This window comes from Streptomyces sp. Tue6028 (assembly GCF_002300165.1).
Classification (GTDB): Bacteria; Actinomycetota; Actinomycetes; order Streptomycetales; family Streptomycetaceae; genus Streptomyces; species Streptomyces siamensis.
This window is the reverse complement of the sequence record NZ_MLCE01000022.1, coordinates 171,313-192,683: the sequence shown is the minus strand read 5'-3', so window position 1 is coordinate 192,683 and position 21,371 is coordinate 171,313. Positions and strand designations below refer to the sequence as shown.

The 21,371-nt window shown below is 71.4% G+C and carries 15 protein-coding genes and 1 riboswitch; of the genes, 8 read left to right on the top strand and 7 right to left on the bottom strand.

The window, feature by feature from the left end; genetic code table 11:
* Positions 1-341: 341 nt before the first annotated feature.
* A riboswitch (cyclic di-AMP (ydaO/yuaA leader) is annotated at positions 342-455 on the top strand.
* Positions 456-477: 22 nt separating this feature from the next.
* On the top strand, positions 478-1,209 hold the full coding sequence (locus BKI49_RS21740; protein WP_095935956.1) for a transglycosylase SLT domain-containing protein: 732 nt from the start codon (positions 478-480) through the stop codon (positions 1,207-1,209).
* Positions 1,210-1,355: 146 nt separating this feature from the next.
* On the opposite strand, the gene BKI49_RS21735 is transcribed toward BKI49_RS21740, so the two are convergent.
* The 3 genes from BKI49_RS21735 to BKI49_RS21725 form a co-directional block, all read right to left on the bottom strand.
* The gene (locus BKI49_RS21735) at positions 1,356-2,165 is read right to left on the bottom strand and encodes an HAD family hydrolase (protein ID WP_095935955.1); all 810 of its coding nucleotides are present in this window, start codon (positions 2,163-2,165) and stop codon (positions 1,356-1,358) included.
* 204 nt (positions 2,166-2,369) lie between these two features.
* A complete protein-coding gene (locus BKI49_RS21730) occupies positions 2,370-3,629 on the bottom strand; it encodes an FAD-dependent oxidoreductase (RefSeq protein WP_095935954.1) in 1,260 nt (419 codons plus the stop codon).
* A gap of 34 nt (positions 3,630-3,663) precedes the next feature.
* Positions 3,664-4,899, bottom strand: coding sequence for a carboxylate--amine ligase (locus tag BKI49_RS21725; RefSeq protein ID WP_373557575.1), 1,236 nt, complete (start codon positions 4,897-4,899; stop codon positions 3,664-3,666).
* 253 nt (positions 4,900-5,152) lie between these two features.
* On the opposite strand from BKI49_RS21725, the gene fahA reads away from it, so the two are divergent.
* The 7 genes from fahA to BKI49_RS21690 all read left to right on the top strand — a co-directional run bounded on the left by fahA (position 5,153) and on the right by BKI49_RS21690 (position 13,758).
* Positions 5,153-6,394 (top strand): fumarylacetoacetase, encoded by a 1,242-nt coding sequence (gene fahA / locus BKI49_RS21720; protein WP_095935952.1) that lies wholly within the window; start codon positions 5,153-5,155, stop codon positions 6,392-6,394.
* A gap of 366 nt (positions 6,395-6,760) precedes the next feature.
* The gene (locus BKI49_RS21715; protein ID WP_095935951.1) at positions 6,761-7,540 is read left to right on the top strand and encodes a GntR family transcriptional regulator; all 780 of its coding nucleotides are present in this window, start codon (positions 6,761-6,763) and stop codon (positions 7,538-7,540) included.
* Positions 7,541-7,597: 57 nt separating this feature from the next.
* Positions 7,598-7,825, top strand: a complete 228-nt coding sequence (locus tag BKI49_RS21710) for a 4Fe-4S dicluster domain-containing protein (RefSeq protein WP_095935950.1) — start codon at positions 7,598-7,600, stop codon at positions 7,823-7,825.
* 15 nt (positions 7,826-7,840) lie between these two features.
* Positions 7,841-9,190 (top strand): ABC transporter substrate-binding protein, encoded by a 1,350-nt coding sequence (locus BKI49_RS21705; RefSeq protein WP_095935949.1) that lies wholly within the window; start codon positions 7,841-7,843, stop codon positions 9,188-9,190.
* Entirely contained in the window at positions 9,187-10,092 is a 906-nt protein-coding gene (locus BKI49_RS21700) for an ABC transporter permease (protein ID WP_095935948.1), read from the top strand. The genes BKI49_RS21705 and BKI49_RS21700 overlap by 4 nt, the downstream gene beginning before the upstream one ends.
* Complete coding sequence (locus BKI49_RS21695) at positions 10,076-10,876, top strand: ABC transporter ATP-binding protein (RefSeq protein ID WP_095935947.1); 801 nt, start codon at positions 10,076-10,078, stop codon at positions 10,874-10,876. The genes BKI49_RS21700 and BKI49_RS21695 overlap by 17 nt, the downstream gene beginning before the upstream one ends.
* Before the next feature lie 20 nt (positions 10,877-10,896).
* Positions 10,897-13,758: a fumarate reductase/succinate dehydrogenase flavoprotein subunit gene (locus BKI49_RS21690; protein ID WP_373557574.1), complete on the top strand. Its 2,862-nt coding sequence runs from the start codon at positions 10,897-10,899 to the stop codon at positions 13,756-13,758.
* A gap of 204 nt (positions 13,759-13,962) precedes the next feature.
* On the opposite strand, the gene recQ is transcribed toward BKI49_RS21690, so the two are convergent.
* From recQ to nuoL, 4 genes are all read right to left on the bottom strand, one after another.
* Positions 13,963-15,978 (bottom strand): DNA helicase RecQ, encoded by a 2,016-nt coding sequence (recQ, locus tag BKI49_RS21685; RefSeq protein ID WP_095935945.1) that lies wholly within the window; start codon positions 15,976-15,978, stop codon positions 13,963-13,965.
* A gap of 215 nt (positions 15,979-16,193) precedes the next feature.
* Positions 16,194-17,843, bottom strand: a complete 1,650-nt coding sequence (gene nuoN, locus BKI49_RS21680; protein ID WP_095935944.1) for an NADH-quinone oxidoreductase subunit NuoN — start codon at positions 17,841-17,843, stop codon at positions 16,194-16,196.
* Positions 17,840-19,438 (bottom strand): NADH-quinone oxidoreductase subunit M, encoded by a 1,599-nt coding sequence (locus BKI49_RS21675; RefSeq protein ID WP_095935943.1) that lies wholly within the window; start codon positions 19,436-19,438, stop codon positions 17,840-17,842. The genes nuoN and BKI49_RS21675 overlap by 4 nt, the downstream gene beginning before the upstream one ends.
* A 5-nt stretch (positions 19,439-19,443) precedes the next feature.
* A complete protein-coding gene (nuoL, locus tag BKI49_RS21670) occupies positions 19,444-21,357 on the bottom strand; it encodes an NADH-quinone oxidoreductase subunit L (protein ID WP_095935942.1) in 1,914 nt (637 codons plus the stop codon).
* Between the last annotated feature and the right edge of the window lie 14 nt (positions 21,358-21,371).

Below are 21,371 nucleotides of genomic sequence, written 5' to 3'. Positions count from 1 at the left end.
TCCGAGTTGTCCGACTCATACCCATAGCTCACCGAGGCGCGATGTCCGAGTTGCCCGCCTTGCCGCTTTAGTTGGCCTTGGTCTCGTGAGTTGGGTCACGTGCGCCCTTGTCCGGGAATTTACGCCGTCTTCACACGATCCCTTCGCTAAAGGCAAGTTGAGGATCCAATTCCGGTTGAATCGGACGTATTGACACCGCCTTAATCAGGCGAAAGCGATCTTCGTCCGAAATTCAGACCTTGTTCCCGACATGTGCTCTCGCATACGTTCACGTCGATCCCGGGCGGATCGCCGAATCCTGCCGCCGCCCGGACCCACCCACCCACGCACACACGGCAGGAGCGGGGGAACCCAGGCAAGCCGTCGATCCGGGACAAACCGGAACGACTAGGGGTCAAGCCGCACAGAGAGCGCGGCCGGGCACCTCCCCGCCCGAACCCGACAGCTCACCTCGCAGGCGCAGGAGAGGAAACCGCCATGTCCGGACGACTCATGAACCGCCGCTTCAGGACCAGCCCCCTCATCACCCGTGGCGTGCTCGCCGCCGGTGTGGGCGGAGTCGCCCTCGCACTCCCCCTCCTGAGCGCCACCGGCGCCCAGGCCGCCACCACGACACAGACCGTCCAGGCGACCGTCCCCCAGGTACAGCTCCTCACCTACACCGTGGTCGCCGGCGACACCCTCCAGACCGTCGCGAAGAAGAACCCGTCGAGCGGTGGCTGGCAGGCCCTGTACGACGCGAACAAGGCCGTCATCGGCCCCGACGCCGCCCACCTGCGCCCGGGACTGGTGCTGACGGTGGGCACGAAGAACCTCGCGACCGGCGTGGTGTCCCCGCTGACCAAGGCCGCACCGGCGGCAGCGGCTCCCTCCTCCGGCAAGACGTACGCCAACAACCTCGACGGCTGGATCAAGCACTCCCTGGACATCATGGCCAAGAAGCGCATACCCGGCACGTACTACGGCATCCACCGCAACGTGATGCGCGAGTCCTCCGGCAACCCCCGCGCCATCAACAACTGGGACTCCAACGCCAAGGCCGGCATCCCCTCGAAGGGGCTCCTCCAGGTGATCGACCCCACCTTCAAGGCGTACCACGTCGCCGGCACCTCCATGGACCCGTACGACCCGGTCGCGAACATCACGGCCGCCTGCAACTACGCCGCGGCGAAGTACGGCTCGATCGACAACGTCAACGGGGCGTACTGACCCGGCGACAGCGGCACATCGTCTCTTCGGGGCGCGCGGCGGACCTCCGCCCGCGCCCCGAATCGGCATCTCTGTCCGTTTTTCTCCGCTTTTCTCCTGCCGAGGTGTCCGCGCCCCGGCAGGACGTCCGCACCGCGACGAGACGCCTACAGCCCGAAGAGCCGTTCCAGCACGACCGCGATGCCGTCGTCCTCGTTCGACAAGGTCACCTCGTCGGCCACCGCCTTCAGTTCCGGATGCGCGTTGGCCATGGCGATCCCGCGGGCCGCCCAGTCGAACATGGGGATGTCATTGGGCATGTCGCCGAAGGCGAGGGTCTCGGCGGGCGTGAGACCGAGGTGCGCCGCGGCGAGGGCGAGACCCGTCGCCTTGGTCACGCCGCATGGCTGGAGTTCGACGGTGCCCGGCCCCGACATGGTGACCGTCGCCAGCGAACCGACCACCGACCGTGCCGCCGACGCCAACTCGTCGTCGGTCAGGGAAGGGTGGCGGAGCAGCACCTTGCTGATGGGTTCCGTCCACAGGTCGTCGCGCCGCCGCACCCGTACCGCCGGGAGCGTCGGGTGGGGCATCACGTAACCCGGCTCGATCAGGGTCAGCCCGTCCACGCCGTCCTGGTCCACCGCCGCGTACAGCAGGCCGACTTCCGCCTCGATCTTGCCGAGCGCCGTCTCCGCCAGTTCCCTGTCCAGGGTCACCGACCACAGCATCCGGTCCGCCCCGGCGTCGTACAGCTGCGCACCCTGACCGCACACCGCCAGTCCCTCGCCGCCGAGTTCGTCCAGCAGCGGCCGCACCCTCGGTGCGGGGCGGCCCGTCACCACGAGATGCCGGGCACCCGCCTCGGCCACCCTCGCCAGCGCGGCCCGCGACCGGTCGGAGAGGGTGTCGTCGCCGCGCAGCAGCGTTCCGTCCAGGTCAGTGGCGATGAGTGAATATGCAGTCGGAGCGGCCATGATCCGAAGAATACGGATCGCACGACTCAACGGCCCGCCGTGAACCGGACGACGTCCGGTATCCCGCCCGCAACGCCCTTCACCGTCCGGACGGCAGGGGCAGTTCGCCGTACAACCCGTGCGCGCGGTAAGCGGAGACACCCCTTCTCCACAGCCGCGCAAGTGCGAGGGGCGCCGCCTCGTCCGCGACGCCCCTCCCCCAACTCACCTGTGTGCGGCGGCCAGATGTCCGGTCAGCCGGGGCGAGGCGAACTCCGTCCCGCACACGAACCGCATCACCGGCCCGTACGAGGCCGCCGCCGGCAGCCCGGTGAAGTACAGGCCGCGGACGGAGGAGCGGTAGCCCGCGCCCAGCCTCGGAGTGCCGCGGCTGACCGCCAGTTCGGTGCGCAGCTCATGCCCGAGGAAGTCCATCGCCGCGATGTCGACGCGATAGCCGGTCGCCGCGACGACATGGTCGGCGAGGAGTTCCTCGGCCCGGCCCTCATGCGTCCGGACGGTCAGGACGGGACTGCCCTCGCGCACCTGGGCGCGGACGATCCGCCGGACCTCTCGGACCTCGACCTTGCCCTCGAAGCGGTCGCGCAGCCACCAGGCGCCGAGCGGGCCGAGCACCCGGCGCACCAAGTAGTGCCGGGCCCTCGCGGGCAGGTGGCGATAGGGCTGCGGGTAGTAGCTCAGGGCCCACAGGGACCAGGCGCGGCCGAAGGGGGACTCGGGGCGCAGCCTCGGCTGGTTCCACGGGGGCGCGCCGAAGTCCACGGCGCCCCTGCCGCGGGCCACCACCCGTACCCGCGCACCCGCCTCCGCCGCGAGCGCCGCCGTCTCCAGGGCGGACTGGCCTGCGCCGACGACGATCAGCTCCTTGCCGGAGAAGCGGCTCAGGTCGTGGTGCTGGGAGCTGTGCGAGACGGGGCCCGTGGGGGTGGGCCCGTCGGCCGCCACGCTCGCGAGCTCGGGAGGCAGATGGTCGAGCCCGGACAGGCCGGTGGCCACCACGACAGCCCGAGCGGTGAACAACTCACCGGAGTCCAGCTTGAGTTCGAAGCCGTCCGCGCTCTCGTCGGGCCCGGGGCGGGCGGAGCCGCCGGAGCCGCCGGAGCGGCCGCGGCCGGCCTTGCGGTCGACGGAGACGACCCGCACCCGCTCCAGCTCGGGCACCAGCTTCTGCTGGAACCACTCGCCGTACGCGATGAACGTCTCGACGGGGATGATGTCCTCGTCCGTGACGAGGCGCGGTATGCCGGCCGCGTCGCAGTAGTCGAGGAGTGTGTGCCCGCGCTGCGGGGCGTCGATGGTGGATGCGGCCGGGGTCGACTTGAGGAGCATTCCCTCGGGCATGTGGTCGCGCCAGCTCACCATGGGCTCGCCGAAGACACGCACCGGGACACCGCGGGCCCGCAGATGGGCCGCGGTCGACAGGCCGAACGGCCCGGCACCGATGACTGCTACCGGATGAATCACGAAGTCCCCTCCCCAGGACGTCGGACGTCTGCCGTCACTTCGTGGTGGTGCTGCCGCGGCGGTTGGTGCGCCACAGCTGATACAGGTGCTTCGCGCCCGGCCGCACGAAGCGCGCGAGCATCGTGAAGAACGGCCGCAGGTCGTCACCCGCGAGCCAGGCCAGCTCCGTACCGCTCGCGCGAGTCGGCGCGTGCGGTGTCGTGTAGCCGCTGCGCCGGTAGGCGAGCAGCGCCGGCAGGTCGATGTTCTCCACGACGTAGCGGTGACCGGCCCGCTGTTCCCCCTCCGGAACGGCGCGCCCCGTCAGATCCAGATGCATGGCGCGGACGACGTCGATCCCCGACTCGTTCTCGAAGAGACGGAACTGCGCGCCCATCCGCGGGTTGAAGTCGAGGAGCTTGTACTGCCCGTCGCGCCGGTCGAAGCGCAGGTCGAGGTCGATGATGCCGCTGAAGCCGATCTCCTTGATGAACCGGGCGGCGAGGTCGGCGAGTTCCGGGTTGTCGACGACGTACGCGTTCGCCGTCATGCCCGCGTGCGGCGGCCAGGAGCGGACCTTGACGCCCGTGAACATCGCGAGCGGCGTCGAGTCCGCGTCGAAGTACGCGTGCACGATCCAGTCCTCCGCGTCCTCCCTGGGCAGGTACTCCTGGAGGATCACGCCCGGTTGCGGGCCCCAGTCCCGGGCGAGCGTCAGCAGGCCCTCGCGGGTCGCGATCCGGGTCGTGCCGTTCACGGCGGGGCGGCTGCGGCGCACGAACGCCTCGCGGTTCTTGGCGACGACGGGAAAGCGGGCGCTCTCGGCGAACTCCACGATGTCCTCGTACGACTGCGGAAAGGCCGCCGCAGGACTGGGGATGCCGTGTTCGACGCACAGTTCGTGCAGCCCCTGCTTGCTGGCGAGCCGGCGGGGCAGCTTGGCGTCCACGCGCGGGAAGAGGAAGCGGTCGCCCAACTCGTCCTGGTGCTCGGCGATGAGGACGGCGGCCTCCTCGTCCGTCGGCACGAGGACCGTCGGCCGCCCGATCCGCCCGCCGATCCGCAGCAGCCCCTCGACGAGCCGCTCCGGTTCCTCCGTCCCCGTCGTCGGCCAGACGAACGCACGGCGCAGATAGCGCGAGCTCGCGGCCGGTGTGTAACGGTCCTCGGTGATCGCATACATCGGGATGCCCAGCCGGCCCAGACTCCGGATGGCACCCACCCCACCGTGATGCAGCGGATAGTCGCCGAACTTCACGATGAGGCCCGGAACATGCTGGTCGGCGTGCACCGGCGCACTTCTGGAGCTCCTGGCCACGGGTCCCCCCACGCGTCCCCCTACGGACCGGACCCACCCCGTCCGTGTCCCCAAAGGACGCTAAGCCGGAATTGCCACGTCCGACAAGGAAAATTCGGACATTGCAAACTCTTTAGGCACTGCCACAGCAGGGTCACTCCCCCGTAACGTGTGCCGCGACCACACAGAACGTGTGGCACACCTGGATCAGACGACGCGTACGAATCCGAAAGCGAGGCACCTACCGATGCCCCCCTTCGATGTCCCCGAGGGCGATCCCTTCGGCCCGCACAACCTTCCGTACGGCGTGTTCTCCCCGAACGGCGACCCGGGCGGTTCCGCGGAGCGGCGCGTCGGCGTCCGGCTCGGCGACCACGTGCTCGACGCGGGTGCCGCCGCCCGCGCGCTCGGTTCCCCGTACGCCGAGCTCCTGGCGCAGCCCACGCTGAACCCGCTGCTCGCGGCCGGCCGCACCACCTGGTCCGACGTACGCCGGGCGCTCACGGCCTGGGTGACCGTCCCGGCCCACCGGGAGACCCTCGAACCGCACGTCCACCCGCTGTCCGAGGTCACGCTGCACCTTCCCTTCGAGGTGGCGGACTACGTCGACTTCTACGCCTCCGAGAACCACGCCCGGAACGTCGGTCAGATCTTCCGACCCGACGCCGCCGACTCCCTCACCCCCAACTGGAAGCACCTGCCGATCGGTTACCACGGCCGCTCCGGCACGGTCGTGGTGTCCGGTACGGACGTCGTACGCCCCTCCGGCCAGCGGAAGGCGCCCACCGAGGCCGAGCCCGTCTTCGGTCCCTCCGTCCGTCTCGACATCGAGGCGGAGGTCGGTTTCGTGGTCGGCGCCCCCTCACCCATGGGCACGCCCGTCCCGCTCTCCTCCTTCCGCGACCACGTCTTCGGCCTGTGCCTCCTCAACGACTGGTCGGCGCGCGACATCCAGGCGTGGGAGTACGTGCCCCTCGGCCCCTTCCTCGGCAAGTCCTTCGCCACATCGGTGTCGGCGTGGATCACCCCGCTCGACGCCCTGGACAGCGCCCTCGTCGCGCCGCCCGCCCGCACGCATCCCCTGCTCCCCTACCTCGACGACTCCGTCGAGGAGCCGGGCGGCTACGACCTGCGGATCTCCGTGGCGATCAACGGTCACGTCGTCTCCGAACCGCCCTTCTCCACCATGTACTGGACGGCCGCGCAGCAGCTCGCCCACATGACGGTGAACGGCGCCTCCCTGCGCACCGGCGACCTGTACGGCTCCGGCACCGTCAGCGGCCCCTCCGACGCCGAACGCGGTTCCCTCCTGGAACTCACCTGGAACGGCCGCGACCCGCTCGAACTCCCCGACGGCAAGCGCACCTTCCTGGAGGACGGCGACGAGGTGACCCTGACGGCCTGGGCACCCGGCCCCGGCGGAACCAAGGTGGGGCTGGGAGAGGTCCGCGGCCGCATCACGAGCGCCGCCGGCGTCACGGAGGCCTAAGAAGCACGTCCGGCGCCGCGGAGGCCGGGGGCCTGGGCACACGCCCGGCGCCGCGGAAGCCCAACGCCCAGGCGCACGCCCGGCGCCGCGGAAGCCCAACGCCCAAGGGCACGCCCGGCGCAACGGAAGCCCAACGCCCAAGGGCACGCCCGGCGCCGCGGAAGCCCGAGGCCCAGGGGCACGCCCGGCGCCGCGGAGGCACGGGGTCCGGGGGTCGAATCGGCCCCCGCCCCGCCTCCGCCGCCGGTGGCAGATCTTCGACGGCGGCATCGAAAGCCGCAGGTCAGGGCAGCGCCCGCCGCGTGCCCAGGTGGCGCAACACTCCAGCAACACCACTCGCCGCACCGCGTCGGTATCGTCCGGCGCATGCTCACCGACCGCATCCGCGACCACGCCGGCCAGGGCGCGACCACCGTCGCCGCCCGCCGGCGTCGGCTGCGCGCGGACCGGGCGCGGCAACTCGCCGACCTCCTCCGCCGGCAGGTGCTGACCGGCGGCTATCCGGACGGCTCCCTGCCGCACGAGGCCGCCCTCGGCACGGACTACCGCGCCTCGCGCAACACCGTCCGCCAGGCCCTGGACCTGCTGCGCGCCGAAGGCCTGGTGGAACGACTGCCCGGCGTCGGCACCGTCGTCGTGGCACAGAAATACCCGCAGGGACTCGACCGGCTGATGGGACTCGCGGAGACCCTGCGCGAACACGGCCAGGTCAGCAATGAGGTCCGCTCGATGGGCCCGGTGGCCGCACCCGCCCCCGTGGCCGACCGCCTCGGCATCGCCCCCGGTGCCGACGTCCTCTACATCGAACGCCTCCGCCGCCTGGACGGCCTCCCGCTCTCTCTCGACCTCACCTACATCCCCCTCGACCTCGGTGCCGACCTGCTCGCCGCCGACCTGGAGAACACCGACGTCTTCCGCCTCCTGGAAGCCATCACGGGACAGCCCCTCGGGCACGCCGACATCACCCTGGAGGCGGTGAACGCGGACGCGCACTCCGCCGCCGTGCTCCAGGCCCCGCGCGGCACCGCCGTCCTCATGCTGGAACGGCTCACCCATCTCGCCGACGGCCGCCCCGTGGACCTGGAGTTCATCCGCTTCCGCGGAGACCGCATCAGCATGAGCGGACAGCTCCGCCGCGCCCGCTGAGCACCCCCTGTGCACCTCACCCCTTCCGTATCCCGCAGGACCTTCCTGGAGACAGCCATGCCCTTGGCACCCCAGCGGGCCGACGTGCCCGTGACCATCGACGAGTCGAAGTGCATCGACGGCTGCACCCTGTGCGTCGACATGTGCCCGCTGGACTCCCTCGCCATCGACGAGAGCAGCGGCAAGGCGTACATGCACGTCGACGAGTGCTGGTACTGCGGCCCGTGCGCCGCGCGCTGCCCCACCGGGGCCGTCACGGTCGACATGCCCTATCTGCTGCGGTGAGAGGCCCGAACCCCCATGAGACACAAAGCGATCGCCGCCCTCACCACGGCGGCTCTGGTCCTTCCCCTGACCGCGTGCGGCGCGGACACGGCGGCCGGCGACGGCTCCACGGTCACCGTCACCGTCGGCTACCAGTCCAAGACGATCAACACCGTCACGGCCGGCACCCTGCTGCGCTCGCTCGGCTCCTTCGAGAAGCAGCTCGACGCCCTCGGTGACGGCACCACGTACAAGGTGAACTGGCAGGACTACGCGACCGGCGCCCCGATCACCGCCCAGATGACCGCCGGGAAGATCGACATCGGTTCGATGGGCGACTTCCCGCTCCTCATCAACGCGGCCCGCGGCAAGCAGCTGGGGCGCCCCACCCACCTGGTCTCCGTCACCGGCTACAACCTCCGCGGCGGCCTCAACACCATCGTCACGGCCCCGGATTCGAAGCTTCGTTCCCTGAGTGACCTGCGCGGCAAGAAGGTGTCGACGAGTGTCGGCTCGGCCGCCGACGGCACCCTCGTGCGGGCCCTCCAGCGCGCCGGCATCGACCCGGACAAGGGAATCCAGAAGCTCAACCAGCAGCCCGCGGTGGGTGCTTCGGCGCTCACGGCGGGCAGCGCGGACGCACTGTCGCAGTTCGTCGCCTGGCCCGGTCTGCTCGCCTACCAGGGCAAGGCGAAGGCCCTGTACGACGGCGCCGAACTGAACCTGCCGACCTTCCACGGCGTGACCGCCCGGGAGGACTTCGCCAAGAAGCACCCGGCCGTCCTGGAGGCCTTCCTGAAGGCCCAGTCGGAGGCGACGGACTACCTGCACGACCACCCGGTGGCCGCGGCGGAGAAGGTCGCGAAGGCCACCGGGCTGCCCGCCGAGGTCGTCTACCTCTACAACGGCGCGCACGGCACGGCCACCTTCGGTCCGGCGCTCCAGCCCCGCCTGGTCTCCGCCCTGAAGAAGGACGTCGCGATCCTGAAGTCGGCGAAACTCGTCGGCGACGTGGACGTGGACGCCTTCGTCGACGACCGGTACGTCAAGCGTGCGCTCGGCCCGGCCGCGTACGCCGACCAGCTCGCCGCGGCGCCCCCGCCGGCCGCGAGCGAGGCGTGGCCCGAGGGCGCCGCCACCACCCGCGCCTTCGACTCCCCCACCGCCCTCCTGCGCTACGTGGCCGCGCACCGCTCCACCCTCCGCGCCGCGTACGTCCCCGACACCACCACCGGAACCCTCTGGTTCGCGGACAGGTCGGTGTGGGTGGCCGACGGCGACGAGCTGCACCCCTTCGTCACCCAGGCCGCCGCCCGGAAGTACGTCGCCGCCCACCGGGGCGCCCGCACCCTCTCGTACGCCGCGGCCCTGGCGCGGGCGTCATGACCCGCCATCTCGTCAGGGCCGCGTCGCTCGCCGCGGCCCTGACCGCCTGGCAGCTCCTGACGAGCCTGGACGTCGACCTGTGGCTGCGTTTCTCGCAGTTCCCCACCGTCGCCGACGTGGCCCGCGCCTTCGGCGACCGGCTGGGCGGCGACGACTACTGGACGGACCTCACCGACAGCCTCACCCGCATCCTGACCGGCTTCGTGCTGGCCGCCGTCCTGGGTGTCGCCACCGGCCTGACCGTCGCCCGCTCCCGCCTCGCCGAGGACCTGCTCGGGCCGCTGCTCGAAGTGGTCCGCCCGATCCCGGCGATCGCGCTGGTGCCCGTCGCGATCCTCCTGTTCCCCAGCAACGAGCAGGGCATCGTCTTCATCACCTGCACCGCCGCCTACTTCCCGGTCCTGGTCTCCACCCGGCACGCCGTCCGCGCCCTCACACCCGTGTGGGAGGAGGCGGTGCGCACGATGGGCGGCGGCCGGTGGCGGGTGCTCGGCTCGGTGGTCCTGCCCGGCGCCCTCCCCGGGATCTTCGGCGGCCTCTCCGTCGGCATCGGCGTCTCGTGGATCTGCGTCATCTCCGCCGAGATGATCTCCGGCCAGTACGGCGTCGGCTACCGCACATGGCAGGACTACACCGTCGTCGACTACCCCGGCGTCTTCGTCGGCATGGTCACGATCGGCGTGCTCGGCTGGCTCACCTCCACGGCCGTCGAACGCGCGGGCCGGTGGCTCACCCGCTGGCTGCCCCGCACGGAGTACGTCGCCACGGCACACCTCCGGGTTCCCGGGGCGCGCGGCCGGGTTCTGGGGCCGCGCGCCCGCAAGGCCGCCGCTGCGGCGGTCCCCGCCGGGACGACGACGCCCGCACATCCCGAGGGGGTACGCGATGAGCACCTCGTCTGAGACACCAGCCGCCGTGCGCGGCACCCGGCTCTCCCTCGTGAACGCTTCGCTCGGCCGCCCCGGCGCCCCCGCCCTCGACAGCGTCGACCTCGACGTCGCGCCCGGCGAGATCCTCACCGTCGTCGGCCCCTCGGGCTGCGGAAAGTCCACCCTCCTGCGCACGCTCGCCGGGCTGCTGCCCGCCCTCGCGGGAACGGTCGCCCAGGACGGCAGTCCCCTGGCGGGCCCCGCCGCCGACCGGGCGCTCGTCTTCCAGGAGGACTCCCTCCTGCCCTGGCGCACCCTGCGCGCCAACGTCGAACTCCCGCTGGCCATCGCCGGAACGGCACGCTCCGAGCGGCGGCGGCAGGCCGAGTCCTGGCTCGCCCGGGTCGGACTGGCCGGCCGCGAACGGCAGCTGCCGCACCGCGTCTCCGGCGGACAGCGCCAACGCGTCCAGCTCGCCCGCGCCCTCGCCGGCGCACCCCGCGCCGTCCTCATGGACGAACCCTTCGGCGCGCTCGACGCCCAGACCCGCGCCGGCATGCAGGACCTCCTCGTCGAGGTACTGCACGGCAGCGGGGCGACCGTCGTCTTCGTCACCCACGACGTGGACGAGGCACTGTTCCTCGGCGACCGGGTGGCCCTGCTCGGCGCCGCCCGCCCGGACGGCCCGGACGGCGCCGCGGGCAGCGGGCGGCTCCTCGCCGTACGCGAAGTCCCGCGCCCCCGCGAGCGGTCCGCATCGGACGACCCGGCGAGGCTCGCCCTGCGCCGTGAGGTCCTCACGTCACTCGGCAGCTGAAGAACCCGAAAGGCACTCCCGTGGAGATCCCCGCGCTCGCAGCCGCCGAAGAGCTGTCCTGCGACGTCCTCGTCATCGGCGGCGGCACGGCCGGCACCATGGCGGCGCTGACCGCCGCCGAGCACGGTGCCGACGTCCTGCTCCTGGAGAAGGCACACGTCCGGCACTCCGGCGCCCTCGCCATGGGCATGGACGGCGTCAACAACGCGGTCGTGCCCGGCCGTGCCGAGCCCGACGACTACGTCGCCGAGATCACCCGCGCCAACGACGGCATCGTCGACCAGTCCACCGTCCGCCAGACCGCGACCCGCGGCTTCGCGATGGTGCAGCGCCTGGAGTCGTACGGCGTGAAGTTCGAGAAGGACGAGCACGGCGAGTACGCGGTCCGCCAGGTGCATCGCTCCGGCTCCTACGTACTGCCGATGCCCGAGGGCAAGGACGTCAAGAAGGTCCTCTACCGGCAACTGCGGCGGCGTGAGATGCGCGAGCGGATCCGTATCGAGAACCGGGTGATGCCGGTGCGGGTCCTCACGGCCGGGGGCCGCGCGGTCGGTGCGGCGGGCTTCAACACCCGCACCGGGCGGTTCGTGACGGTCCGCGCCGGCGCCGTGATCCTCGCCACCGGCGCCTGCGGCCGGCTCGGCCTACCCGCCTCCGGCTACCTCTACGGGACGTACGAGAACCCCACCAACGCCGGTGACGGGTACGCCATGGCCTACCACGCGGGCGCCGAGCTCACCGGTATCGAGTGCTTCCAGATCAACCCGCTGATCAAGGACTACAACGGTCCCGCCTGCGCCTACGTCGCCAACCCGTTCGGCGGCTACCAGGTCAACCGGCACGGCGAGCGCTTCGTCGACTCCGACTACTGGTCGGGCCAGATGATGGCCGAGTTCGCCGCGGAGGTCGCCTCGGACCGCGGCCCGGTGTACCTGAAGCTGAGCCACCTCCCCGAGGAATCGATCAGCGCCCTCGAATCCATCCTGCACTCCACGGAACGCCCCACCCGCGGCACCTTCCACTCCGGCCGCGGACACGACTACCGCACCCACGACGTCGAGATGCACATCTCCGAGATCGGCCTGTGCGGCGGTCACTCCGCGTCCGGCGTCCGGGTCGACGACCACGCCCGGACGACCGTGCCCCGCCTGTACGCCGCGGGCGACCTGGCCTGCGTCCCGCACAACTACATGATCGGCGCGTTCGTCTTCGGTGACCTCGCGGGTGCGGACGCCGCCCAGTACGCCCCCTACGCGGGCGAGTTGCCGCAGGACCAGCTCCGCGAGGCGCACGAGCTGATCTACCGCCCGCTGCGCTACCCGGACGGACCGCCGCAACCCCAGGTCGAGTACAAGCTCCGCCGCTTCGTGAACGACTACGTCGCCCCGCCCAAGTCCGGCGCCCGGCTCTCGCTCGCCCTCGAAGCCTTCGAGCGGATGCGCGCGGACATCGCGGCGATGGGGGCCCGCACTCCGCACGAGCTGATGCGGTGCGCCGAGGTCACCTTCATCCGCGACTGCGCGGAGATGGCCGCGCGTGCGTCGCTCGCCCGCACGGAGTCCCGCTGGGGCCTCTACCACGACCGCACGGACCATCCGGTGCGCGACGACGTCTCCTGGTTCCACCACCTCGATCTGCACAAGTCCCCCTCCGGATCGATGGAGTTCACGGCTCGTCCCGTGGCTCCCTATCTCGTCCCCGTCCCCGACTTCACCCCGACCGGCGGGCCCTCCCGGCACCTCGGCGAGGTCCACGCGGAGGGCGTGGCCACGGCGGGCGCACGGGACGCGGCCCCCGTGGCCGCCGCGCCCACCGGCGGAGCACCTGCCGTGGACATCGCGGCCACCGCCCCCGCGCCTGCCGCAGCCACCACAGCCACCACAGCCACCACAGCCACCACAGCCACCCGCGGAGCATCACTCCCCGCCGATACCGCACTGCCCGCCGACAGCGCCCGCCGCCTCCCGGACGGCACCCACGGCGGGGACGACGGCCCCGACTCCTCACCCCGCCTGCTGGAACTCCTCGCCCTCGCCGAGCAGGAGCCCGAACTCCCCTCGCTGCGCCCCTACCTGACCGACCCCGCTCCCGCCGTGCGGCGCGCGGCCCTCGCCGCACTCACCGAGACCGTGCCACCCGGCACCGGACCCGTCCTCGCCGACGCGCTGCGGGACCCGCACGCTCAGGTGCGGGCCGCCGCGGCCGCCTCGCTGCGCGAGCTGGTCGAGACACTGGCGCCGGAGCCCGCCCTGCGCGACGGTCTCGCCGCCGCGCTCCCCGGGGGCGATCCCGTCGTACGGGCCGCCGCGCTGGACGTACTGCGGGCACTGCGCCTCGGTGACGCGTCGCTGTTCGCGGACGCCCTGGCGGATCCCGACATCGCCGTGCGTATCGAGGCCGTGCGCGCCCTGGTCTCCGTCGACGCCACCGAACCGCTGACCCGGGCGGCGGCCGACCCGTCCCGCGAGGTCCGCGTCACCGTGGCCAAGGCGCTGGCCCATGTGACGCCGGACGACACGGTCCTGGCCACCGTCGACCGGCTCACCGCCGACCACGACGCGCTGGTCCGCGCCGCCGCCTTCGAGGCGCTGGCCGCCACGGGCTGCCCGGCCGGGCCCGCCTCGCGTGCCGTCGCCGCCCTGGCCGACCCCGCCTGGCAGGTCCGGGCCGGCGCCGCGACCGCGCTGTCCGCCGCGGACCCGGAACCGGCCGTGCCCACGCTGACCAAGGCCCTCTCCGACCCGAACGCCGACGTCCGCAAGGCCGCGGTGCTGGCACTCGTGCACCACGCCGGCACCGACGAGGACGCGCGCGCCGCCCTCGCCACGGCCGTGACGGACCCCGACGCCGACGTCCGCGCCTACGCGACCCGGGCCCTGTGACACCGGGCCCGTGACACCAGACCTCGTAACCGGCGTCCCCGGACACCGACCCCGCGGCCACGAGCCCCGCGAACGCCGGACCCCACGATGTCAGGCCCCGATGTCAGGCCCCGCGGCCCCGAACCCCCGTCGGCACCGGCACCGGCGCCGGGCGACCCGCGAGGTGCCGCATCCCGGTGGCCCGGTCCCGGGGGACTCGGCGTCCTATATCCAGTCCTCCGGCTCCGGCTCCTCGCTCATCTCGGGCCAGTCCGGGTCCGGTGCCTGATCAGCGGCCGGGCCCGAGGCCCCGCCGCTGGACGGGGCCGGGGTCTCGCCGGGGGCACCGCCCAGCGAGGCGAGCACCTCCAGCACTCCCTCGCCGTACGTCGCCAGCTTCTTCTCTCCCACGCCGCCGATACCGCCCAGGCCGGCCACCGAGGTGGGCCACACCGTGGCGATCTCGCGGAGCGTGGCGTCGTGGAAGATGACGTACGCCGGGACGCCCTGCTCGCGGGCCTGCTCGGCTCGCCAGGCGCGCAGCGCCTCGAAGGCGGGGACGAGCTCCGGGGGCAGCTCGGCCACGGCGGCCTTGGCCTTGCGCTCGCCCTTGGCCCCCGACGACGAGCGGGGTGCGGCCTGCCGCTTCGGTTCCTTGCGCAGCGGCACCTCACGCTCGCGCCGCAGCACCTCGCCGCTGGTCTCGGTGAGCACCAGCGTCCCGTACTCCCCCTCGACGGCGAGCAGCCCCTGGGCGAGCAACTGCCGCACGGCGCCGCGCCATTCGGGCTCGGACAGATCCTCGCCGATGCCGAACACGGACAGCTGGTCGTGGTCGAACTGGATCACCTTGGCGGTGCGGCGCCCCAGCAGAATGTCGATGATCTGTCCCGCGCCGAACTTCTGGCCCCGCTCGCGCTGCAACCGCACCACCGTGGACAGCAGCTTCTGCGCCGCGACCGTGCCGTCCCAGGTGTCGGGCGGAGTCAGGCAGGTGTCGCAGTTGCCGCAGGCCGGGGCGTACTGCTCCTGGCCGAAGTAGGCGAGGAGCTGGGACCGGCGGCACTGGGCCGTCTCGCACAGCGCCAGCATGGCGTCGAGATGGGCGGCGGCCCGGCGGCGGAACGCCTCGTCGCCCTCAGAGCCCTGGATCAGCTTGCGCTGCTGGACCACGTCCTGAAGGCCGTACGCCATCCAGGCCGTGGACGGCAGTCCGTCGCGGCCGGCGCGGCCCGTCTCCTGGTAGTAGCCCTCGACCGACTTCGGCAGGTCGAGGTGGGCGACGAACCGGACGTCCGGCTTGTCGATGCCCATCCCGAAGGCGATGGTGGCGACCACCACGAGCCCCTCCTCGCGCAGGAAGCGCGACTGGTGGGCGGCGCGGGTGCCGGCGTCCAGGCCTGCGTGGTACGGAACCGCCTCGACGCCATTGCGGGAGAGGAACTCGGCGGTCTTCTCCACCGAATTGCGGGAGAGGCAGTACACGATGCCCGCGTCGCCGGCGTGCTCCTCGCGCAGGAACGACAGCAGCTGCTTCTTGGGGTCGGCCTTCCCGACGATCCGGTACTGGATGTTGGGGCGGTCGAAGCTCGCCTCGAAGTGGCGGGCCTTCGGCATGCCCAGTCGCTGGGTGATCTCCTGGTGCGTGGCGCGCGTGGCGGTGGCCGTCAGGGCGATCCGCGGGACGTCGGGCCAGCGCTCTCCGAGCACGGACAGTGCGAGGTAGTCGGGGCGGAAGTCGTGGCCCCACTGGGCCACGCAGTGCGCCTCGTCGACGGCGAACACGGAGATCTTCGCGCGGGACAGCAGGTCCAGAGTGGTGTCCAGGCGGAGCCGCTCGGGCGCCAGATAGAGCACGTCCAGCTCGCCCGACAGGAGCTCCGCCTCCACCATGCGGCGCTCGTCGAAGTCCTGCGTGGAGTTCATGAACCCGGCGCGCACGCCGAGCGCCCGCAGCGCGTCGACCTGGTCCTGCATCAGCGCGATGAGCGGGGAGACCACGACGCCGGTGCCCGGTCTGACCAGTGCGGGAATCTGATAGCAGAGCGACTTGCCGCCGCCCGTCGGCATCAGGACGACCGCGTCACCGCCGGCCACCACGTGCTCGATGATCGCTTCCTGCTCACCGCGGAAGGCGTCGTACCCGAAGACACGGTGGAGCGTGGCCAGCGCCTCGCTGTCGCCCTGTGTCATCGTCGTGTCCGCTCCGGTCATCGCACCCGTCCCGCCCGTCCCGCTCATCGCTCGTCGTCCCCCGTATGTCGTGCTTCGCCCACGACAGCCACCATAGGGCTCCGCGCCGACACCCTCGGAGTTATCCACAGGCTGCTACGCCGCCGCTGCCCTCCGTGCACCTCAGTCCCCCGCGCCCCGGCTCGGCGCGCCCGCAACGCGTCGGGCCCCGCTCCCGGTGAGGGAGCGGGGCCCGACGCCTGTGCACGTCCCGGCCCGCGTGGTCAGCGGACGAAGACCCCGGCCTGACTCGCCAGGTCCAGGAAGTACTGCGGCGCGACACCGAGCACCAGGGTGACCGCGACGCCCACGCCGATCGCCGTCATGGTCAACGGCGACGGCACGGCGACCGTCGGGCCCTCGGACCGCGGCTCGCTGAAGAACATGAGCACGATGACGCGGATGTAGAAGAACGCCGCGATCGCCGACGAGATCACACCGACCACGACCAGCGCGCTCGCGCCGCCCTCCGCCGCCGCCTTGAACACGGCGAACTTCCCGGCGAAGCCGGAGGTCAGCGGGATGCCGGCGAAGGCCAGCAGGAACACCGCGAAGACCGCCGCCACCAGCGGGGACCTGCGTCCGAGCCCCGCCCACTTGGAGAGGTGGGTGGCCTCGCCGCCCGCGTCCCGCACGAGTGTCACGACGGCGAAGGCGCCGATGGTGACGAACGAGTACGCGCCCAGGTAGAAGAGGACGGACGAGACGCCGTCGGGCGAGGTCGCGATGACACCCGCGAGGATGAAGCCCGCGTGCGCGATCGACGAGTACGCCAACAGTCGCTTGATGTCCGTCTGTGTGATCGCGACGATCGCACCGCCCAGCATGGTCACGATCGCGACGGCCCACATGACCGGCCGCCAGTCCCAGCGCAGGCCCGGCAGGACGACGTACAGCAGGCGCAGCAGCGCGCCGAAGGCGGCCACCTTCGTCGCCGCGGCCATGAAGCCGGTCACGGGGGTCGGCGCGCCCTGGTAGACGTCCGGCGTCCACATGTGGAACGGCACGGCGCCGACCTTGAACAGCAGTCCCATGGCGAGCATGGCGGCGCCGATGAGCAGCAGCGCGTCGTTGCCCATGGTGCCGGCGAGCGCCGGGTCGACGTTCTGCACGGTGCCGTCGACGACCTGCGCGATCGTCGCGTACGACACGGAGCCCGCGTAGCCGTACAGCAGGGCGATGCCGAACAGGGTGAACGCGGAGGCGAAGGCGCCGAGCAGGAAGTACTTGACCGCCGCCTCCTGCGACATGAGCCGCTTGCGGCGGGCCACCGCGCACAGGAGGTACAGCGGGAGCGAGAAGACCTCCAGGGCCACGAAGAGCGTCAGCAGGTCGTTGGCCGAGGGGAAGACGAGCATGCCGGCGATGGCGAAGAGCAGGAGCGGGAACACCTCGGTGGTGGTGAACCCGGCCTTGACGGCGGCCTTCTCGCTGTCGCTGCCGGGCACGGACGCGGCCTGCGCGGCGAACGAGTCGACGCGGTTGCCGTGTGCCTCCGGGTCCAGTCGCCGCTCGGCGAAGGTGAACACGCCGAGCAGGCCGGCCAGCAGGATCGTGCCCTGGAGGAACAGGGCGGGTCCGTCGACGGCGATGGCGCCCATCGCCGCGATGTGCGCCTTCGTGGTGCCGTATCCGCCCGCCGCGAGCGCGACGACCGCGGCGAAGGCGGCGGCGAGCGCGACGACGGCGACGAACACCTGGGCGTAGTAGCGCGACTTGCGCGGCACGAACGCCTCGATCAGAACCCCGATGACGGCCGCGCCGACGACGATCAAGGTGGGCGACAATTGCCCGTATTCGATCTTCGGTGCGCCGATCTTGTCGATCGGATCGACTGCGGTTGTCCACAGGCTGTGGACGGCTGCTGCGCTCACTTGGCCGCCTCCACCTCGGGCTTGGGGTCCGTCTTGTGTACGTCTGACATGGTCTGCTTGACCGCCGGATTGACGATGTCGGTGACGGGCTTCGGGTAGACGCCCAGGAAGATCAACAGGGCGATCAGCGGGGCGACCACCAGGAGCTCGCGCACCCTGAGGTCGGGCATCTCGGCGACCTCCGCCTTCACCGGGCCCGTCATCGTCCGCTGGTAGAGGACGAGCGTGTAGAGCGCGGCGAGGACGATGCCGAAGGTGGCGATGATGCCGACCACCGGGTAGCGCGTGAACGTGCCGACGAGGACCAGGAACTCACTCACGAAGGGCGCGAGCCCCGGCAGCGAGAGCGTGGCGAGCCCGCCGATCAGGAAGGTGCCGGCGAGGACCGGTGCGACCTTCTGCACCCCTCCGTAGTCGGCGATCAGGCGCGAGCCGCGCCGCGAGATCAGGAAGCCGGCCACCAGCATCAGGGCGGCGGTCGAGATCCCGTGGTTGACCATGTACAGCGTCGCACCCGACTGGCCCTGGCTGGTCATCGCGAAGATGCCCATGATGATGAACCCGAAGTGCGAGATCGACGCGTAGGCGACCAGGCGCTTGATGTCGCGCTGGCCGACCGCGAGCAGGGCGCCGTAGACGATGCTGATGAGCGCCAGCACGAGGATGGCGGGCGTCGCCCACTTCGAGGCCTCCGGGAAGAGCTGGAGGCAGAAGCGGAGCATCGCGAAGGTGCCGACCTTGTCGACGACCGCCGTGATCAGCACGGCGACCGGGGCGGTGGCCTCACCCATGGCGTTGGGCAGCCAGGTGTGCAGCGGCCACAGGGGCGCCTTCACCGCGAAGGCGAAGAAGAAGCCGAGGAAGAGCCACCGCTCGGTGCTGGTCGCCATGTGCAGCGAGCCGTTGGCGCGGGCCTGCACGATCTCCTGGAGGGAGAAGTTCCCGGCGACCACGTAGAGACCGATGACGGCGGCCAGCATGATCAGGCCGCCGACCAGGTTGTAGAGGAGGAACTTCACGGCGGCGTACGAGCGTTGCGTCGCGGCGGCCGCGTCTCCCTCGGCCGTGGAGGTGGCCGACCGGTACGCACCGTGCGCCCTGTCACCGAAGCCGCCGATGAGGAAGTACATCGGGATGAGCATGGCTTCGAAGAAGATGTAGAAGAGGAAGACGTCGGTGGCCTCGAACGAGATGATCACCATCGCCTCGACGGCGAGGATCAGCGCGAAGAAGCCCTGGGTGGGACGCCACCGCGAACTGCCCGTCTCCTGCGGGTCGGCGTCGTGCCAGCCCGCGAGGATGATGAACGGGATCAGCAGCGCGGTGAGCGCGATCAGCGCCACCCCGATGCCGTCCACACCCAGTTCGTAGCGCACGCCGAAGTCCGCGATCCAGGGATGGGACTCGGTGAGCTGGTAGCGCGCGCCGTCGGGGTCGAAGCGCACCAGGGTCACCGCGGCGAGCGCCAGGGTGCCCAGGGAGACGAGCAGCGCCAGCCACTTGGCGGCGACGCGCTGCGCGGCCGGCACGGCGGCCGTGGCGACCGCCCCGAGCGCCGGGAGCGCCGCCGTCGCTGTCAGCAGAGGAAAGGACATCGGTATCAGACCGCCCTCATCAGCAGGGTCGCGGCGATGAGGACCGCCGCACCGCCGAACATCGAGACCGCGTAACTGCGCGCATAGCCGTTCTGCAGCCTGCGCAGTCGGCCGGAGAGGCCGCCCACGGAGGCCGCCGTGCCGTTGACGACGCCGTCGACCAGCGTGTGGTCGACGTACACCAGGGAGCGGGTGAGGTGCTCGCCGCCGCGCACCAGCACGACGTGGTTGAAGTCGTCCTGGTACAGATCGCGCCGGGCTGCCCGGGTGGCCAGGGAACCCCGCGGGGCGACCACCGGGACGGGACGGCGCCCGTACTGGGCGTACGCGATTCCGGCGCCGACGACGAGCAGCACCATCGTGGCCAGCGTGACCGTGAGGGCGCTGACCGGCGAGTCCCCCTCGGAGTGCCCGGTGACCGGCTCCAGCCAGTGCAGGAAGCGGTCGCCGATGCTGAACAGGCCGCCCGCGAAGACCGATCCGAAGGCCAGCACGATCATGGGGATCGTCATCGACCTGGGCGACTCGTGCGGGTGCGGCTCGTGACCGTCCGCGTCCGGCTGCCAGCGCTTCTCACCGAAGAAGGTCATGAGCATCACGCGCGTCATGTAGTACGCGGTGATGGCCGCGCCGAGCAGGGCCGCGCCGCCGAGGATCCAGCCCTCGGTGCCGCCCTTGGCGAAGGCCGCCTCGATGATCTTGTCCTTGGAGAAGAAGCCGGACAGGCCCGGGAAGCCGATGATCGCGAGATAGCCGAGGCCGAAGGTGACGAAGGTGATCGGCATGTACTTCCTGAGGCCGCCGAACTTCCGCATGTCGACCTCGTCGTTCATGCCGTGCATGACCGATCCGGCGCCGAGGAAGAGCCCGGCCTTGAAGAAGCCGTGCGTCACCAGGTGCATGATCGCCCAGACGTAGCCGATGGGGCCGAGGCCCGCGGCCAGCACCATGTAGCCGATCTGGGACATGGTCGAGCCGGCCAGCGCCTTCTTGATGTCGTCCTTCGCGCAACCGACGATCGCTCCGAACAGGAGCGTGACGGCACCGACGACGGTGACGACGAGCTGAGCGTCGGGCGCCGCGTTGAAGATCGCGCCGGAGCGGACGATGAGGTAGACACCGGCGGTCACCATCGTCGCGGCGTGGATGAGGGCCGAGACCGGGGTCGGGCCCTCCATCGCGTCCCCGAGCCAGGACTGCAGCGGCACCTGGGCCGACTTGCCGCAGGCCGCGAGGAGCAGCATCAGGGCGATGGCGGTCAGCTTGCCCTCGCTCGCGCCCTGCGTCAGCCCCGCCTCCTCGTGGGTGCCGAGGACCGGCCCGAACGCGAAGGTCCCGAAGGTCGTGAACATCAGCATGATGGCGATCGACAGGCCCATGTCGCCGACTCGGTTGACCAGGAAGGCCTTCTTCGCGGCGGTGGCGGCGCTGGGCTTGTGCTGCCAGAAGCCGATCAGCAGGTACGAGGCGAGACCCACGCCCTCCCAGCCGACGTACAGCAGCAGGTAGTTGTCGGCGAGGACGAGCAGCAGCATCGCCGCGAGGAACAGGTTCAGATAGCCGAAGAAGCGGCGGCGGCGCTCGTCGTGCTCCATGTACCCGACGGAGTACAGATGGATCAGCGAGCCGACGCCGGAGATCAGCAGCACGAACGTCATCGACAGCTGGTCGAGCTGGAAGGACGCGTCGGCCTGGAAGCCGGCGACCGGGATCCAGCTGAACAGGTGCTGGCTGATGGTCCGGTCGTCGGGGCTCTTGCCGAGCATGTCGGCGAAGAGCACGACGCCCATCACGAACGAGGCCGAGGCGAGCGCCGTACCGATCCAGTGGCCGACGGCGTCCAGCCGCCGTCCGCCGCACAGCAGTACGGCCGCTCCGAGCAGGGGCGCCGCGATCAGCAGCGCAATCAGGTTCTCCACGATTCAGCGACCCC

Coding starts and splice junctions, on each gene's coding strand:
- BKI49_RS21740 (WP_095935956.1), top strand. CDS start 478: ATGTCCGGACGACTCATGAACCGCCGCTTCAGGACCAGCCCCCTCATC.
- BKI49_RS21735 (WP_095935955.1), bottom strand. CDS start 2,165: ATGGCCGCTCCGACTGCATATTCACTCATCGCCACTGACCTGGACGGA.
- fahA (WP_095935952.1), top strand. CDS start 5,153: ATGCCCCCCTTCGATGTCCCCGAGGGCGATCCCTTCGGCCCGCACAAC.
- BKI49_RS21715 (WP_095935951.1), top strand. CDS start 6,761: ATGCTCACCGACCGCATCCGCGACCACGCCGGCCAGGGCGCGACCACC.
- BKI49_RS21710 (WP_095935950.1), top strand. CDS start 7,598: ATGCCCTTGGCACCCCAGCGGGCCGACGTGCCCGTGACCATCGACGAG.
- BKI49_RS21705 (WP_095935949.1), top strand. CDS start 7,841: ATGAGACACAAAGCGATCGCCGCCCTCACCACGGCGGCTCTGGTCCTT.
- BKI49_RS21700 (WP_095935948.1), top strand. CDS start 9,187: ATGACCCGCCATCTCGTCAGGGCCGCGTCGCTCGCCGCGGCCCTGACC.
- BKI49_RS21695 (WP_095935947.1), top strand. CDS start 10,076: ATGAGCACCTCGTCTGAGACACCAGCCGCCGTGCGCGGCACCCGGCTC.
- recQ (WP_095935945.1), bottom strand. CDS start 15,978: ATGAGCGGGACGGGCGGGACGGGTGCGATGACCGGAGCGGACACGACG.
- BKI49_RS21675 (WP_095935943.1), bottom strand. CDS start 19,438: ATGTCCTTTCCTCTGCTGACAGCGACGGCGGCGCTCCCGGCGCTCGGG.